The 17,012-nt window shown below is 69.1% G+C and carries 15 protein-coding genes; 12 read left to right on the top strand and 3 right to left on the bottom strand.

Annotation, left to right across the window (positions count from 1 at the left end):
- The 7 genes from ACFWPJ_RS02625 to ACFWPJ_RS02655 all read left to right on the top strand — a co-directional run.
- On the top strand, positions 1 to 1,415 hold a 1,415-nt coding region (locus ACFWPJ_RS02625), incomplete at its 5' end, for a cytochrome c oxidase assembly protein (protein WP_378846197.1).
- Positions 1,412 to 2,386, top strand: a complete 975-nt coding sequence (locus ACFWPJ_RS02630) for a serine/threonine dehydratase (protein ID WP_378846199.1) — start codon at positions 1,412 to 1,414, stop codon at positions 2,384 to 2,386. The genes ACFWPJ_RS02625 and ACFWPJ_RS02630, both read left to right, overlap by 4 nt.
- A 121-nt stretch (positions 2,387 to 2,507) precedes the next feature.
- Positions 2,508 to 3,071, top strand: a complete 564-nt coding sequence (locus tag ACFWPJ_RS02635; protein WP_378846201.1) for a single-stranded DNA-binding protein — start codon at positions 2,508 to 2,510, stop codon at positions 3,069 to 3,071.
- 69 nt (positions 3,072 to 3,140) lie between these two features.
- Positions 3,141 to 4,817 (top strand): energy-dependent translational throttle protein EttA, encoded by a 1,677-nt coding sequence (gene ettA / locus ACFWPJ_RS02640; protein WP_378846203.1) that lies wholly within the window; start codon positions 3,141 to 3,143, stop codon positions 4,815 to 4,817.
- Between the two features lie 249 nt (positions 4,818 to 5,066).
- Positions 5,067 to 9,941 (top strand): NAD-glutamate dehydrogenase, encoded by a 4,875-nt coding sequence (locus tag ACFWPJ_RS02645; protein ID WP_378846205.1) that lies wholly within the window; start codon positions 5,067 to 5,069, stop codon positions 9,939 to 9,941.
- Between the two features lie 41 nt (positions 9,942 to 9,982).
- The gene (locus tag ACFWPJ_RS02650; protein ID WP_378846246.1) at positions 9,983 to 10,408 is read left to right on the top strand and encodes an acyl-CoA thioesterase; all 426 of its coding nucleotides are present in this window, start codon (positions 9,983 to 9,985) and stop codon (positions 10,406 to 10,408) included.
- Between the two features lie 5 nt (positions 10,409 to 10,413).
- Positions 10,414 to 11,085 carry a hypothetical protein gene (locus ACFWPJ_RS02655; RefSeq protein ID WP_378846207.1) on the top strand — a complete coding sequence of 224 codons (672 nt, stop codon included), beginning with the start codon at positions 10,414 to 10,416 and terminating at the stop codon, positions 11,083 to 11,085.
- A gap of 149 nt (positions 11,086 to 11,234) precedes the next feature.
- Here the strand turns inward: ACFWPJ_RS02655 and ACFWPJ_RS02660 are convergent, their stop codons facing one another.
- Together ACFWPJ_RS02660 and ACFWPJ_RS02665 are read right to left on the bottom strand one after the other, a co-directional pair.
- Positions 11,235 to 11,555, bottom strand: a complete 321-nt coding sequence (locus ACFWPJ_RS02660) for an AzlD domain-containing protein (RefSeq protein WP_378846209.1) — start codon at positions 11,553 to 11,555, stop codon at positions 11,235 to 11,237.
- Between the two features lie 103 nt (positions 11,556 to 11,658).
- On the bottom strand, positions 11,659 to 12,357 hold the full coding sequence (locus ACFWPJ_RS02665; protein ID WP_378846210.1) for an AzlC family ABC transporter permease: 699 nt from the start codon (positions 12,355 to 12,357) through the stop codon (positions 11,659 to 11,661).
- Between the two features lie 68 nt (positions 12,358 to 12,425).
- On the opposite strand from ACFWPJ_RS02665, the gene ACFWPJ_RS02670 reads away from it, so the two are divergent.
- Positions 12,426 to 12,995, top strand: coding sequence for a helix-turn-helix domain-containing protein (locus tag ACFWPJ_RS02670; RefSeq protein WP_378846212.1), 570 nt, complete (start codon positions 12,426 to 12,428; stop codon positions 12,993 to 12,995).
- 1 nt (position 12,996) lies between these two features.
- Here the strand turns inward: ACFWPJ_RS02670 and ACFWPJ_RS02675 are convergent, their stop codons facing one another.
- Positions 12,997 to 13,710, bottom strand: coding sequence for an HNH endonuclease (locus tag ACFWPJ_RS02675; protein WP_378846215.1), 714 nt, complete (start codon positions 13,708 to 13,710; stop codon positions 12,997 to 12,999).
- Between the two features lie 185 nt (positions 13,711 to 13,895).
- Between ACFWPJ_RS02675 and ACFWPJ_RS02680 the strand changes: the two genes are divergently transcribed.
- The 4 genes from ACFWPJ_RS02680 (at position 13,896) to ACFWPJ_RS02695 (ending at position 16,893) form a co-directional block, all read left to right on the top strand.
- The gene (locus ACFWPJ_RS02680; RefSeq protein ID WP_378846217.1) at positions 13,896 to 14,309 is read left to right on the top strand and encodes a globin; all 414 of its coding nucleotides are present in this window, start codon (positions 13,896 to 13,898) and stop codon (positions 14,307 to 14,309) included.
- A 177-nt stretch (positions 14,310 to 14,486) separates the two neighbouring features.
- Entirely contained in the window at positions 14,487 to 16,091 is a 1,605-nt protein-coding gene (locus ACFWPJ_RS02685; protein WP_378846219.1) for a glycoside hydrolase family 13 protein, read from the top strand.
- 72 nt (positions 16,092 to 16,163) lie between these two features.
- On the top strand, positions 16,164 to 16,442 hold the full coding sequence (locus tag ACFWPJ_RS02690; protein WP_378846222.1) for a hypothetical protein: 279 nt from the start codon (positions 16,164 to 16,166) through the stop codon (positions 16,440 to 16,442).
- Positions 16,429 to 16,893 (top strand): DUF5130 domain-containing protein, encoded by a 465-nt coding sequence (locus ACFWPJ_RS02695; protein ID WP_378846224.1) that lies wholly within the window; start codon positions 16,429 to 16,431, stop codon positions 16,891 to 16,893. Before ACFWPJ_RS02690 ends, ACFWPJ_RS02695 begins: the two co-directional genes overlap by 14 nt.
- Positions 16,894 to 17,012: the final 119 nt, after the last annotated feature.

Below are 17,012 nucleotides of genomic sequence, written 5' to 3' on the forward strand. Positions count from 1 at the left end.
GCGATGTGGCGACCAACTCGTTTATCCTTCACATTGTGTCGGCGTCGGTGTTGTTCTTCGGCCTGGTCGCGGTGCTGGCCTACGCCCTGCGTGGCGGTCCCGGCGTCGATGTCGCGACGCGGCGGTTCTCGCTCGCCGCGACCATCTCCTTCGTCGTCATCGGACTCAGTGGCGTGATCAACGCCTGGGTGCGGCTGCCCGCGTCGGATCTGTTCAGCACCACCTACGGCAGGCTTGTGCTCGCCAAGGCGGCGGCGCTGCTGGTCCTGGGCGTCATCGGCTATCTGCAGCGCCGGGCCGCGCTGCCCGCCCTGGCCGCCGACCCTGGTGATCGCAGGGCGCTGATCCGGTTCGCCGGGGTGGAGATGCTGATCTTCGCGGCCACCATCGGTCTGGCCGTCGGTCTCGGCCGGACCCCGCCACCGCCGCCCACCTCGATCCCGACGCCGGTCGAAGTGGAACTCGGCTACACCCTCGCCGGGCCGCCGACCGTGAGCAGGCTGCTGTTCGACTGGCGGTTCGATCTGATCTTCGGAACCCTGGCCATCGTGCTGGCCGCGCTCTACCTGCTCGGGGTCTACCGCCTGCGCAAGCGCGGCGACGCCTGGCCGGTCGGGCGGACCATCGCCTGGTGCAGCGGGTGCCTGGTGCTGCTGCTGGCCACGTCCTCGGGTGTCGGGCGTTACGCGCCTGCGATGTTTAGCGTGCACATGGGCGCGCACATGGCGCTGTCGATGCTGGCACCGATCCTGCTGGCGCTCGGCGGCGCGGTGACACTCGCGCTGCGCGCGCTGCCGCCCGCCGGACGCGAGGGCGTACCGGGTCCGCGCGAGTGGATCCTGGCCGCGGTGCACAACCCGGTCTCGCGGTTCCTGACTCAGCCGGTCGTCGCCTCGATCATCTTCGTCGCCGGGTTCTACGCGCTGTACCTGGGCGGGATCTTCGACGCCTCGGTCGACTCGCACGCCGCGCACCTGATGATGAACGCGCACTTCCTGCTCAGCGGCTACCTGTTCTACTGGGTGGTGATCGGCATCGATCCCAAGCCGCGCGAGGTGGCCCCGCTGACCAAGCTGGGGATGGTGTTCGGCACGCTGCCGTTCCACGCCTTCTTCGGCATCGCGCTGATGAGCATGACCACGGTGCTCGGCGGCTGGTTCTACCGCACCCTCGGCCTCGGCTGGAACATCGACCTGCTTGCCGATCAGCGCAACGGCGGCAGCTTCGCCTGGGCCAGTGGTGAGGTGCCGCTGGTTGTGGTGATGCTGGCGCTGCTGATCCAGTGGTCACGCAGCGACCAGCGGCTGGCCAAGCGCACCGACCGGGCCGCCGACCGCGACAACGACGCCGAGCTGACCGCCTACAACGCGATGTACGCCGAGCTGGCGCGACGCGACCGCGAGGTGCGCCGGTGAGTCGATGCGGTGTGCCGATCAGCGAATCGACCGACCGCGCGGAACCGCCGCGGGTGCTCCGCGCGGATGTGCGGGCGGCGCGGCGCAGGCTGGCGGGCCGGGTGCGTAAGACGCCGGTGTTCCACACCAGTGTGGACGGGCCGGACGGGCCGGTGCCGGTCTCGCTGAAGCTGGAGTTCCTGCAGCACGGCGGCACGTTCAAGGTGCGCGGCGCGCTCAACGCGCTGCTCTCCGCCGACGCGGGCGCCGACCATGTCGTCGTCGCCTCCGGCGGCAATGCCGGGATCGCGGTCGCGCTGGCCGCGGCGCAGCTGGGCAAGGCGTGCACGGTGGTGGTGCCGGAATCGGCGCCGCACACCAAGGTCGCGGCGATGTGGGCGCACGGCGCCGAGGTGCTCTGGCACGGCACGAGCTATGCCGAGGCCCAGCGCAAGGCCGTCGCCCTGGCTGCCGAACGCGGCGCCGAACATCTGCACGCCTACGACATGCCCGCGGTGGTCGCCGGTGCGGGCGTCATCGGCCTCGAGCTCGAAGAACAGGTGCGGGGCAGGCCGCCGGTGCTGGCCGCGATCGGCGGCGGCAGCCTGATCGCCGGCCTCGGCGCCGCACTGGGCAGGCGCAGGCACATCGTCGGCGTCGAAGCCGAGCACACCCCGGCGCTGTCGGCCGCGCTGGCGGCCGGTACACCGGTCGACGTCGACGCGCAGTCGGGCTCCGAACTGTTGTGCGTGACGCGGGTCGGTGACATCGCCTTCGGGATCGCCCGCAGGCACCGGATGCCCGTGCTGTCGGTCGCCGACGACGCGATCGCCGCGGCCCGCGAATACCTGTGGCGCGAATTCCGCGTCGTCGTCGAACTCGAAGGCGCCGCTGCCCTGGCCGCGGTGCAGAGCGGCGCGTACCGCCCGGAGCCGGGTGTGCGGCCGATCGTCGTCCTGTGCGGGGCGAACACCGAGCTCCCCGTGCTCTGACACGGGCGATATCCACAACCGTCGAAGTTGTCCCCAGCTACCGGCACGGCCTCCCGATCCGCGCGGCGACGAGCCATCCTTGGATGGTCAGAGCAGCAACGACCGAGCGGGGGCGGGTTCGATGTACGAGGCACATGCGACGGTGATCGGCACGGTGGTCACCCATCCGGTACGGCGTGATCTCACCAACGGCGAGCAGGTGGTGACATTCCGGATGGCAAGCAATTCCCGCCGCTTCGACGCCGCGGCGGGGGAATGGGTGGACAACGGGACCCTCTACCTGACGGTGTCGTGCTGGCGCAGGCTGGTGACCGGGGTCGATAGGTCGCTGCACCGGGGTGATCCGGTGATCGCCTACGGTCAGCTGCGCTCGCACGAGTACCGTGGCAAGGACGGCACCGAACGCCGCGATCTGGAGATGCGCGCGGTGGCGGTGGGTCCTGATCTGGGGCGGTGCAGCGCGTCGATCGTTCGACGCTCCGATGCTGCCCGGTCGGTGCCCCACGCGGTGCGGAATATTTCCGACCGCCGTGGCGCTGTAGTCCCGGTCCCGTCCGAGGACGTGGCCGAGTATGCGCCGACCGCACCCACTGCCGTAGCCTCTACGACCGCGGCGGATTCCTTCCCGGCGCGATCGCCGGTTGCGGTGCCGATCTCAGGCATGCCCGAGCAGGTCGACGCCTGAGGGTCGCTCCGCGGCACCCGGCCCGCTCCGCATCTCACCCCCGTTACCCGCACCGATAGGCTTCCGTATATGGCTGAGTTCATTTATCAGATGATCAAGGTTCGCAAGGCGCACGGCGACAAGGTCATTCTCGACGACGTGACGCTGAACTTCCTGCCCGGCGCCAAGATCGGTGTGGTCGGCCCGAACGGCGCCGGTAAGTCCAGCGTGCTGAAGATCATGGCGGGACTGGACCGGCCGAACAACGGCGAGGCGTTCCTCGCGCCGGGCGCGACGGTCGGCATCCTCATGCAGGAGCCGCACCTGAACGAGGAGAAGACCGTCCGCGGCAACGTGGAGGAGGGCCTCGGCGAGGTCAAGGTGAAGCTGGATCGCTTCAACGAGATCGCCGAGCTGATGGCCACCGACTACTCCGACGAGCTCATGGACGAGATGGGCAAGCTGCAGGAGTTCCTCGACCACGCCGACGCGTGGGACGTCGACTCCCAGCTCGAGCAGGCCATGGACGCGCTGCGCTGCCCGCCGCCGGACGAGCCGGTCACCAACCTCTCCGGTGGTGAGCGTCGCCGTGTCGCGCTGTGCAAGCTGCTGCTGAGCAAGCCCGATCTGCTGCTGCTCGACGAGCCGACCAACCATCTCGACGCCGAGAGTGTGCTGTGGCTCGAGCAGCACCTGGCTTCCTACGCGGGCGCCGTGCTGGCCGTCACCCACGACCGGTACTTCCTCGACAACGTCGCCCAGTGGATCCTCGAGCTCGACCGTGGCCGCGCCTACCCCTACGAGGGCAACTACTCCACCTACCTGGAGAAGAAGGCCCAGCGTCTCGAGGTCCAGGGCAAGAAGGACCAGAAGCTGCAGAAGCGCCTCAAGGACGAGCTGGCGTGGGTGCGCTCCGGCGCCAAGGCCCGCCAGGCCAAGAACAAGGCACGTCTGGGTCGTTACGAGGAGATGGCCGCCGAGGCCGACAAGCACAGGAAGCTGGACTTCGAGGAGATCCAGATCCCGGCGGGTCCGCGCCTTGGCGACATCGTGGTCAACGTGTCGAACCTGGACAAGGGCTTCGGCGATCGTCAGCTCATCAAGGACCTGTCCTTCACGCTGCCGCGCAACGGCATCGTCGGCGTGATCGGCCCCAACGGCGTCGGTAAGACCACGCTGTTCAAGACCATCGTCGGCCTGGAATCGGCCGACAGCGGCGAGGTGAAGGTCGGCGAGACGGTCAAGCTCAGCTACGTCGACCAGAACCGCGCCGGCATCGACCCGAAGAAGAACGTCTGGCAGGTCGTCTCCGAGGGGCTCGACTTCATCGAGGTCGGCAACCAGGAGATGCCATCGCGCGCCTACGTCAGCGCGTTCGGCTTCAAGGGCCCGGATCAGCAGAAGCCGGCCGGGGTGCTCTCCGGTGGTGAGCGCAACCGCCTGAACCTGGCGCTGACCCTCAAGCAGGGTGGCAACCTGATCCTGCTCGACGAGCCGACCAACGACCTCGACGTCGAAACCCTCAGCTCGCTGGAGAACGCGCTCGATCAGTTCCCCGGCTGCGCCGTCGTGATCTCCCACGACCGCTGGTTCCTCGACCGGACCTGCACCCACATCCTCGCGTGGGAGGGTGACGACGACAACGACGCCAAGTGGTTCTGGTTCGAGGGCAACTTCGAGGCTTACGAGGCGAACAAGATCGATCGCCTCGGCGCCGAAGCGGCCCGCCCGCACCGGGTGACGCACCGCAAGCTGACCCGCGACTGATTCGCGGCGCGCACAACGGCCCGGCGGGGTCGATCGGTGAACGATCGATCCAGCCGGGCCGTCGTCGTCGGTGCGCGAAAAGTGCTGGTAGCCGGGTCATGTCCGGAGTTCACCGAACGTTTGGCCAAGTTACCGGCGCGGCAAGGGGAAAAACCTTCCGCGTGTCCATGTGCCCGCGGCTAGTCTCGAATTTGCGTCACCTGAATTGCGGAATCGAAGCGAACCGAATCCATGGGAGTGGGCGAAACGATGACGGTCTCGTCGGAAATGTCGAGCGCGGAGTGGGCCGCGGGAATGCCGCAAAGCTTGCGCGGTGACCTCGCGACACTCGAGGGAGCGTACTTCCGACACGTCGACGCCGGTGACGCCGACTTCCCGGTCACCGGCATCAACCAGATCTTCCGCCGACATATGGAACTGGCCGCCGAACGCCCCGCCGGCACGGCGCTGGTGCGGGTCTACCATCCCGACGACGGGTCGGGCATGGGCGCGGCGGTGCAGGTGGTCACCGACGACATGCCGCTGCTGGTCGAGTCGATCACCGCGGCGCTGGCCCGGATGCAGGTCAGCGTCACCGAGGTCATCCACCCGATCTTCGAGGTCACCCGCGACGAGCACGGCGTGCTGGTCACCGCGGCTCCGCACGAGGTCGACGGCAACGGCGCGACCGGGAAGCCGGAGTCGTGGATGCATCTGCAGCTGCATCCGTCGACCAGCCGGGCCCAGCTCGACCACATCGAGCGCACCGTGCCCGAGGTGATCGCCGACGTCCGCCAGGTCATCGACGACACCGAGGCGATGACCCAGGTGCAGAGCTCGCTGGCCAACCAGCTCGACCGCACCGCGGCCACCGGTTCGGCCCCGTTCCCCGCCGACGACCTGGCCGAATGCGCGCAGTTGCTGCGCTGGCTGGCGCGCGGCAACTTCACGCTGCTCGGCTACGCGCGCTACCGCAGCCAGACCGACCACGGCCACACCGTCTCGACGCAGGTGCCCGGCGTGAGCCTCGGGGTGCTGCGCGCCGATACCGGCACCGACTTCCAGGTGCCGATCAACGGCGGCGACCACCCCTTGCTGATGCTCACCCAGGGCCTGGTCCGCGCGACCGTGCATCGCTCGGTGTACCCGTACTTCATCGGTGTGGCCGACGTGGACGACGACGGCACCGTGGCGGGTGTGCACCTGTTCATCGGCGTGTTCACCGTCAGCGCCGTGCACGAGAACGTGCTCGACATCCCGGTCATCAACACCAGGGTGCGGACCGCGATCGAGGCGGCGGGATTCGACAAGGACTCCTTCTCCGGGCAGGCGATGCTCGAGGTGATCGAGTCGTTCCCGCGCACCGAGCTGTTCTCCGCCGACACCGAGGCGATGCGCCGCACCGCCGTCGCCGTGCTCGGCGTCGGCCTGCGCAGGCAGGTGCGGTTGTTCCTGCGCAGCGACAAATACGGCCGTTTCGTCGCCTGCATGGTGTACCTGCCGCGCGATCGCTACACCACGGCGGTGCGCCTGCAGATGCAGGAGATTCTGGTGCGCGAGCTCGGCGGCGCCGACATCGACTACTCGGCGAGGGTGAGCGAAAGCGAGCTCGCCAGTGTGTATTTCACGGTGATGCTGCCTGCCGACGCCACCGAGGCGCCCGACACCTCCGAGGACAACCGGCTGCGCCTGCAGGCCCTGCTGAACGTGGCCAGCCACACCTGGGACGACCGGATCGACGACGAGGTCGCCACCTCCACGGTGCTCGATCCCGCGTTGGTGAAACGGTATTCGGAGGTGTTCCCGGAAAGCTACAAGGAAGACTTCGGTCCCGCCCGCGCGCTGGCCGACATCGGCAGGCTGGAACGGCTCACCGAGGGCGGCATCGGCCAGCACCTGTACCGCAGGGAAGAGGCCGCGCCGGGCTCGTGGCGGTTCAGCCTCTACATCGCCGGCGCGGGCGTTTCGCTGAGCCAGGTGCTGCCGGTGCTGCAGAGCCTGGGCGTCGAGGTGGTCGACGAGCGGCCCTACCAGCTGGAGATGGACGGTGGCGCCGAGCGCTGGATCTACGATTTCGGCCTGCAGGCCAGGCCCGAGCTGCTGCGCAACGCGCTCGGCGGCGATCTCGACGCCGAGCTGCTCGAGCAGGCGAGCCACGAGCTGCATTCCCGGTTCACCGATGCGTTCGAGGCGGTCTGGTACGACCGGGCCGAGGCCGACGGACTCAACGAACTCGTGCTGCGGGCCGGTCTGCCGTGGCGTTCGGTGGCGATCCTGCGCGCGTACGCGAAGTACCTGCAGCAGGCCGGTTTCCCCTACAGCCAGATCAATATCGCCCGGGTGCTGCTGGCCCATCCCGAGGTCTCGCGCGAGTTCGTCGACCTGTTCGCGGCGCGCTTCGATCCGGCCACCGTCTCCGCCGAGGCCGCCGCCGAGATCGAGACGAAGCTGCGGGCCGGGATCGACGAAGTGGTCAGCATGGACGCCGACCGCATCCTGCGCGCCATCCTCGGTCTGATCAAGGCGACCCTGCGCACCAACTACTACGTCGTCGACGCCGAGGGCCGGCCGCGCGAGTACCTCTCGTTCAAGGTGGAACCGCGCGAGATCGCCGAATTGCCCAAGCCGCGACCGCAATTCGAGATCTTCGTCTACTCGCCGCGCGTCGAGGGCGTGCACCTGCGCTTCGGGTCGGTGGCCCGCGGTGGCCTGCGCTGGTCGGACCGGCTCGAGGATTTCCGCACCGAGGTCCTGGGCCTGGTGAAGGCGCAGGCGGTGAAGAACGCGGTGATCGTGCCGGTCGGCGCGAAGGGCGGCTTCGTCGTGAAGCGCCCGCCCGCCGCCACCGGCGACCCGGCTGCCGACCGGCAGGCGAGCGTCGCCGAGGGCATCGCCTGCTATCGCACCTTCATCTCCGGGCTGCTCGACGTCACCGACAATGTCGACCTGACCACGGGCGCGGTGCTCCCGCCTGCCCGCGTGGTCCGCCGCGACGCCGACGACACCTACCTGGTGGTCGCCGCCGACAAGGGCACCGCCAGCTTCTCCGACATCGCCAACGACGTGGCCACCAGCTACGGCTTCTGGCTCGGCGACGCGTTCGCCTCCGGCGGTTCTGCGGGCTACGACCACAAGGCCATGGGCATCACCGCCAAGGGCGCGTGGGAGGCGGTCAAGCGCCACTTCCGCGAGATGGGCATCGACACCCAGAGCCAGGACTTCACCGCCGTCGGCGTCGGTGACATGAGCGGTGACGTCTTCGGCAACGGCATGCTGCTCTCGCGCCACATCCGGCTGGTCGCCGCGTTCGACCACCGGCACATCTTCCTCGACCCGAATCCGGACGCCGCCACCTCCTACGCCGAGCGCGAGCGGCTGTTCGCGCTGCCGCGTTCCTCGTGGGCCGACTACGACCGCAGTCTGATCAGCGCGGGCGGCGGGGTGTTCGAGCGGACCGTGAAGTCGGTGCCGATCTCGCCGCAGGCCAGGGCAGCGCTCGGTCTGCCGGACGCGGTGCAGGCGCTCACGCCGCCGGAACTGGTGCGCGCGATCCTGCTCGCGCCGGTGCAGTTGCTGTGGAACGGTGGCATCGGCACCTACGTCAAGGCCAGCACCGAATCCAATGCCGAGGTGGGCGACAAGTCCAACGACGCGGTGCGCGTCGACGGTAATCAGTTGCGGGTCAAGGTGATCGGCGAGGGCGGCAACCTCGGCGCCACCGCGCTGGGCCGGATCGAGTTCTGCCGCTCGGGCGGCAAGATGAACACCGACGCGCTGGACAACTCGGCGGGTGTGGACTGCTCCGACCATGAGGTCAACATCAAGGTCCTGCTCGACGGCGTGGTCAGCGCGGGCGCGCTCGCACCCGCCGACCGCAATCCGCTGCTGGCCTCGATGACCGACGAGGTCGCGCGGATGGTGTTGCAGGACAACGTCGATCAGAACGTGCTGATCGGCATCGCCCGCACCGACGCGCCGCAGATGGTCAGCGTGCACGGCCGGGTGATCGACGATCTCGAACAGCGCCGCGGCCTGGACCGGGACCTCGAGGCGCTGCCGTCGGAGGTCGAGCTGAAGCGGCGCGACGAGGAGGGCCGCGGCCTCACCTCGCCGGAGCTGGCCAACCTGCTCGCGCATGTGAAGCTCGGACTCAAGGTCGATCTGCTCGAGACCGACCTGCCCGACAGCGTCTACTTCGCGCGACGGCTGCCGATGTACTTCCCGACGCCGCTGCGCGAGCGGTTCGGCGCCGCGATCAAGAGGCACCGGCTGCGCCGCGAGATCGTCACCACGATGATCGTCAACGAGGTCGTCGACTACGGCGGCATCACCTACGCCCACCGGCTCGCCGAAGAAGTCGGGGCCAGCACCTCCGACACCGTGCGCGCGTTCGCCGCGGCCTCGGAGATCTTCGAGCTGCGCGATGTGTGGGCGCGCATCCGCAGCGCCGACGCCCCCGCCGGCGTCTGCGATCTGCTGGAACTGGAGTCCAAGCGGACGCTGGACCGGGCCTCGCGCTGGCTGCTGAGCAACCGGCCGCAGCCGATCGCGGTCGGCGCGGAGATCAACCGCTACCACCGCCGGGTGCAGGAGCTGGCGCCGCAGGTGCCGGGCTGGCTGCGCGGGCACCACATCACCACGCTCACCCAGGGCGCCGCCGAGCTGATCGCCCGTGGCGCGCCGACCGAGCTGGCGACCGAGGTGTTCGGCCTGCTCAGCCTGTACCCGCTGCTGGACGTGGTCGACATCGCCGATATCGCCGACCGCGACGGCGCCGAGGTGGGCGCGCTGTACTACGCGCTCAACGAGCACCTCAAGATCGACTGGCTGCTCGAGGCGGTCAGCCACCTCGAACGCGGCGACCGCTGGCACGCGCTGGCCCGGCTCGCGCTGCGCGACGACATGTACGGTTCGCTGCGCTCGCTCACCCTCGATGTGCTGTCCGCGGGTGACCCGGAGGAGACGGCCGACGAGAAAATTGCATACTGGGAGTCGAAGAACCAGTCCCGGCTCGGCCGTGCGCGCGCGGCGCTGTCGGAACTGTTCGAGTCCGGGACCCACGACCTCGCCACACTGTCGGTCGCCGCGCGACAGGTGCGGAGCATGGTGAGCGGGGTGGGCGCCCAATCGGAGGTACCACGGTGACGAGCTCGCCGAACGGAAACGCGGCCGCGCCTGCGGCGGACCTGGTTCTGCCGCAGCGTTTTCACGCCAAGGTCGAGATCCGCTGGTCGGATATGGACGTGTTCCAGCACGTCAACCACGCGCGGATGGTGACCCTGCTGGAAGAGGCCAGGATTCCGTGGCTGTTCGACGACGACAAGCCGACGGCGTCGATGGGCAGGCAGGGCTGCGTGCTGGTCGACCTGCACGTGAAGTACCGGGGCCAGCTGCGCCACGAGGACACCCCGCTCGACATCGCCATGTGGGTCAAGCAGCTGCGGGCGGTCGATTTCACCATCGGCTACGAGGTCCGCGCCAGCGGTGCGGCGCCTGATTCGCCGCCCGCGGTCACCGCGACCACCCAGCTCGCCGCGTTCGATATCGAGACCCAGCGGCTGCGCAGGCTCAGCGACACCGAACGCGACTACCTCGCCCTGTGGCGGGCCTGACGTCCGTGAATTCCGAACAGCGGGTGCTGCACGCACCCGACCCGGCCGAACGCGAGAACCTGGCCACCTTCCTCACCCGCGCGATCCGGCTCGACCCCGCCGCCGTCGTGCGGCTGCGGCGGCGCGGCTCCAGCCTCGTCTCCGCCTGGGTCGCAACAGGTTTCGAAACCCTCGCGGTGCGCACGGTGACCGCCGAGCTCGGCGTCGACGATGTCACCGTCGGCGCCGACATGGTGCTGGCGGGCCTGCGCACCGGTCATCCGATCGACCTCGGCTACTCGATGGACTCCGCCTGGCGCGGCGCGCTACCGCCCACCGAAGGCTTCACCCACGTCGACGACGTCCCGGCCCGCGCCCTGGTCGAACTGGCCGAGCGCGGCGCCGAGGTGGCTCGCGAACACGGCGGCGCCCACGGCCCGCCGGCATCGCTGCTCGACCAGTCGGTGCTCACGGTCACCGGCGCAGGCGACCTCGCGGTAGAAGTCCCGATGCGCGTGGTCTTCGCACTGACCGCCATGGACTTCATCCCACACGCGGGGGAGAAGACCGAGTCGCGCCGCATCCAGCCCACGGAACTGGTCCGTGTCCGCGCGACCCGCACCTGGTTGCGCCTCGATGCCCGCTACGGCTCTGTCGCGCGCCGTCTGGGTGGCGGAATCCCACTGTCGCCCAGCTGAAATCGCATCACGGGCCGCGATCGAACGCTGATTGGTGGCCCGTGAGTGCGTCCGGCCGAAAGCTGACGCGGCCTCTGGTGCGCGCTGTCGCAGCAGCGCAGTCGCCATCTGAGCCGAGGTTCGGCCAGGGCCGTAGGTGTGGCAGGGGATCAGTGCACGCCGACCAGTCGCAGCAGCGCCGTCGTCGCCGCGGCCGCGAGCACGGTGACCAGCAGCGGGGCGCGACGCCACGCGAGCACGCCGCCGACGGCGACGCCGGCGGGCAGGGCGACGCCGAGTTCGCCGGAACCGGTCGGCAGCGTGGCTGTCGCGACCAGCGCCGCGAGCAGGATCAGCGCGCCGGTGTCGAGCAGGTGGATTGTCCTGGCCGACAGGCGAAGTCGATGACGCAGGGCGGGCCCGGTCCAGCGCAGCGCATAGGTGCCCGCGGCGAGCGCGAGCATCGCGGGCAGTAGGTACGGCGTGTTCACGACGCGTACCGCCGCGGTGCTGTCGGCTGATCATCCGTGGACAGTGATCCGACGTGAACATCCCTGCCACGGGCAGCGCCGCGCATCGCCCGCGTGGTGGCGGTCAGCATGGCTGTGCCATCGGCTCGGCGGTCTTCTCCGGCGGCCGCAGCGCGAACACCAGACCCAGCAGCGCGATCAGCACCGGCAACCCGGCGGGCACGAACGGCCCGACGATCACCGCGAGCGCGGCGCCGACCAGCACCGGGCGCAGGGTGGCGCGATCGCGCAGCGCGGGCAGGATCAACGCGAGCAGGATCACCGGGAACACCGCGTCCAGTCCGAGCGCCGAGGTATCGGGAACGAGCGAACCCAGCGCGGCGCCCAGCGTCGCTCCGAGTGGCCAGGACAGGCCGACGCCGATGCCGCAGGCCCAGTACGCGGCGCGTTTGCGCTCCTGATCGCCGGGCGCGGTGGCGAAGGCCACCGATTCGTCGTTGAGGACGTGGATGCCGAGCACCCGCTTCCAACCACTGCCGAACACCTCGGGCGCCGACAGGCCGTACGGCAGGTGCCTGGCATTGAGCAGCAGACCGGCGACCACGGCCGCGAGCGGGCTGCCACCGGCGGCGACGATGCCGAAGAACAGCAGCTCCGACCCGCCGGCCAGCACCGTCACCGCCATCACGATCGGCATCCACACCGGGAATCCGGCCGCGATCGTCGAGGCGCCGTAGGACACGCCGAACAGGCCGACGGCCAGGCAGGCCGCGGCCACGGCGGTGACGGTTCGCCGATCGAGTGTTCGCCATATCGAACGCATGTTTCTCATAATGAACGCCAGTGGTGGGTAAAGTCAACGCGAAAACCGCCAGCCCCCAGGAGGCGTCGATGGACCGGCAGGACCCGGTCGCCGGACCACCCCAAGCGGTGATCGCGGCGGCCCTGCGCCGCGAACGCGCGCGCGCAGGCTTGTCGCTGACCGAGGTCGCGAGCCGGGCAGGCGTCGCGAAATCCACACTCTCGCAACTGGAATCGGGCACCGGCAATCCCAGCCTGGAAACCCTGTGGGCGCTGTGCGTCGCCCTGGAGATGCCGTTCAGCAGGCTGCTCGACCCGCCCCGGCCCAATGTCCAGGTGATCCGCGCGGACGAGGGCGCGCCGGTCCCGTCGGCCGACGCCGACTACCGGGTGACGTTGCTCGCAGCGGGTCAGTCGCACACCCGCTGTGACGTCTATCGCATCGCGGCCGAGCCCGGTCACATCCGGCGCTCCGACCCGCACAACCCGGGCGTCGTCGAACACGTCGTCCTGGCGGCGGGGCGGGCGCTGGTCGGCCCGGCGGACGAACCCATCGAAATCGGCCCCGGCGACTACGTCCGCTACCTGGGCGATCGACCGCACATCTTCGAGGCGCTCGAACCGGGTACCTGGGCCTCGATGGTCATCGAGAGCCCCTGACTCAGGCGGCTCCTTCGCCCAGATACTGCAACCAGATCGGATCCAGGTCGGCGGTGGTGGACAGCAGCCGCCAGTGCGGGCCTTTGGGGGAGACCAGCGGGTGGCGCAATGTCCAGCCGAGCTCGGTGAGCATCTTGTCTGCTTTGCGGTGGTTGCACGGGGCGCAGCTGGCGACGCAGTTCTCCCACGAGTGCTCGCCACCGCGACTGCGGGGGATCACGTGGTCGATGGTCTCGGCTTTGCCGCCGCAGTACCCGCAGCGGTAGCGGTCGCGGTGCATGAGGGCGGCGCGGGTCATCGGGACCCGGGCGCGATAGGGCACGCGCACATACGTGCGCAGCCGGATGACGGAGGGAATCGCCAAGGCGGCGCCTGCCGAATGCAGGACCGGGGCTTCGGGATCGTCGTGGACCGCGTCGGCCTTGGCGCAGATCAGCAGCACGACGGCGCGACGCGCGGACAGCGCGGTGAGCGGTTCGTAGGTGGCGTTGAGGAGGAGGACCCGGCGTTTGCGCCAAGCGGCGGCGTCGTGGTCTCCGGCGAGGTGCAGTGGCGCGGGGTGATGCGGCAGGTCGTGATGACCGTGTGCGCCCGGATGGTGATCGGACAGGATGTGCAGCGGAATGGCCCCCGAGCCACGATTGTGGACGTCGGCGGGCTGGAGTTGTCGGTGCGCGCGCGCCTCGTGTGACCGGGCGCCTGGTCGCTGCTTCATCTTGACCTCAATTTCATGATTGGCAGGATCATGTGGTATCTGGGGCCGATACTGCCCCCCAGTTGACCATGCTTCTGCCGGTATTGCACGGCTATTTTTCAAACTTTCGGGTGAACTGTGGTTGAAGGGCCATGCGTTCGTGACCGAGGCTGCCGCCGGGCCGCCCGCCAGGTCATCGGGGCACAATGGACCACGTGACTTCAGGTGAGCAGACAACGACCTCGTTCTACGAAGCGGTGGGTGGCGCCGAGACGTTCCGGCGCATCGTGTCCGTGTTCTATCGAGAGGTCGCTGCCGACGAGATCCTGCGCCCACTGTATCCGGAGGAGGATCTCGGCCCGGCCGAGCGCCGGATGCGCATGTTCCTCGAACAGTACTGGGGCGGCCCGCGCACCTACTCCGACGAGCGCGGGCACCCGCGGCTGCGGATGCGGCACAACCCGTTCGTCATCGGCCCGCTCGAGCGCGACGCGTGGATCCGGTGCATGACGATCGCCGTCGGCGAGATCGAGCCATCGATCCTGGACGACGAACACCGGAAGACTCTGATGGACTACTTCCAGATGGCAGCCGCATCCCTGCAAAACGCGCCCGGCTGAGGGTGTGGGTGCCGCGCGTTCGCTGATGACCGGCAGGTGGCGGCCCGGTTTCGGATCGATGCCGACGTTTACGCCGGTGTTTCGGTCCGGCGTGGCGAAACGCTGGTGATTTGCCGGATTCGAAGAAAGTCTCGCGTCACAGGAATATTGCGGGCAATCTTTGGCAATATTGCGGATGTGACACAGACACCTGCCTCGCCGGTGCCGGGGGAACGCAGCACCGCTCCGTGGTGGACAACCGCCGTGTTCTATCAGATCTATCCCCGCTCTTTCGCCGACTCCGACCGTGACGGTGTCGGCGATCTGGGCGGCGTACGCGAGAAGCTCGGCTACCTGGAGCTACTGGGTGTCGACGCGCTGTGGATCTGCCCGGTGATGCGCTCGCCGCAGGCCGACGGCGGCTACGACGTGTCCGACCCGCGCGACATCGACCCGCTGTTCGGCGGGCTGGCCGCGCTGGACGAGCTGATCGCCGAGGCGCACGACCGCGAGATCAAGGTGACGATGGATCTGGTGCCCAACCACACCAGCGTCGAGCACCCGTGGTTCACCGAGGCGCTGGATGCGGCGCCGGGCAGCCCCGAGCGGGCTCGCTACATCTTCCGCGACGGCCGCGGGAAGGACGGCGCCGAGCCGCCCAACAACTGGCCGAGCATCTTCGGCGGCCCGGCCTGGACCAGGGTCACCGAACCCGACGGCACGCCCGGGCAGTGGTATCTGCACATCTTCGCGCCGGAACAGCCCGACCTGAACTGGGAGAACTCCGAGGTCGCCGCCGATTTCGAGAAGACGCTGCGCTTCTGGCTCGACCGCGGGGTCGACGGTTTCCGGATCGACGTCGCCCACGGCATGGCCAAGCCGGAAGGCCTGCCCGACATGTCCAGGGTCGAGACCAAGATGCTGGTGCACGACGACGACGATCTCCGCTTCAACAACCCCGGCGTGCACGCCATCCACCGCCGCATCCGCACGATCATCGACGATTACCCGCACGCGGTGTCGATCGGCGAGGTGTGGGTCGACGACAACACCCGCTTCGGCGAATACGTGCGCCCGGACGAACTGCACCTGGCGTTCAACTTCCGCCTCGCCGAGGCCCCCTTCACCGCCGAGGGCGTGCGCGAGGCGATCACGTTCTCCCTCGACGCGGTGAGCGGCGTGGGCGCGCCACCGACCTGGACGCTGTCCAACCACGACATCGAGCGCGAGGTCACCCGCTACGGCGGCGGCAAGACCGGGATGGCGCGGGCGCGGGCGATGATGATGGTCGAGCTGGCGCTGCCCGGCGCGGTGTTCGTCTACAACGGCGCCGAACTCGGTCTGCCCAATGTCGACGACCTGCCCGAGGACGTGCTGCGGGATCCGGTGTGGGAGCGGTCAGGGCACACCGAGCGCGGCCGTGACGGCTGCCGGGTGCCGATTCCCTGGGAGGGCGCGAGCACACCGTTCGGTTTCACCGCCGCCGAGCAGGCGTGGCTGCCGATCCCCGCGGACTGGGCCGACCGCACGGTGGAAGCCCAGCTGGAGACCCTGCATTCGACGCTGTCGCTGTACCGGCTGGCGATCGATCTGCGCGGGACGAGGCCGGAGTTCGCCGGCGACCGGATCGAGTGGTACGGCAGCCCCGACGGCTGCCTGGCCTTCCGCAGGCCGGGCGGTGTGGTCTGTGTGCTCAACGCCTCCGACGGGCCGATTCAGCTGCCGCCGGGGGAGGTGCTGCTGGCCAGCGCGCCCATCGTCGAGGACTGGTTGCCCGCGAACGCGGCGGCCTGGTTGGTCTGATCACGCCGGACACGCGGGCGTTCGGGACAGCCGGAGGATGAACTACTACACAGCATCGTCTACCGTTGGACCGTGAGCATTCTCGAGACAGTGCTGATCTTCGTCGGCATCCCGGCCGCGATCTATTTCGCGATCGCGGGTTTGTCCTATCTCGGTAAGCCATTCCCCGGTGACAATCCGGCCCACTTCGCGCTCGGGCAGAAGTGGACCCACTCGCCGGTGCTGTGGAGCGCTACCGACGAGGTGACCGCTGCTGCGGGTCACCACACCGCCGAGTCGCATGGCAGCCATGCGGCTCTCGAAGCCGCGAACGCGGAGCTGATCGGAGGCCGGGCAAGTGGCAAGTTCTAATTGGCCCGCGGTGGTCGAGGCCGACCTGCCGCACGGGTTCGCGCTGACCAGCAGCGGCCGGGTGTCGGGCGTGCACGAGTCGGGCACCGTCTTCGACGAGGTGCCGTTCACCGACCGTGAGCGCATCTCCCTGGACAACGCGCTGACCGAGGCGACCCGCGCGACCACGGTCCGCTTCAACATCTACCTCGGCGATCTCGGCGCCGACCCGGCGGCCGGTGCCGACGCGCTGCTGCCGAACACCCCCGAGGCGGCCGACTCGGTGCTCATCGCCGTCTCCCCGAATCAGGGCGCGATCGAGGTGCGTTCCGGTGCGGACGTGGCCGAGCGGGCCAACGACCGCATCTGCCAGCTGGGCGTCACCGCCGCGCTGGCGTCGTTCCGTCAGGGCAACCTGATCGACGGCCTGATCTCCGCCGTCCGCGTGATGGCCGCGGCGATCGGCCGCTAGCTCCTTCTCTTCCGTACGGCCCGGTCACCCTCCGGGGTTTACGCGCCCGTGGGGGTTGTAGCCCCTAGCCCCCAACTTTTTTACCCAAACCGGAAAAAAAAACACCCAACAAAACCATC

It is taken from the genome of Nocardia sp. NPDC058497 (genome assembly GCF_042720195.1).
Lineage (GTDB): Bacteria > Actinomycetota > Actinomycetes > Mycobacteriales > Mycobacteriaceae > Nocardia.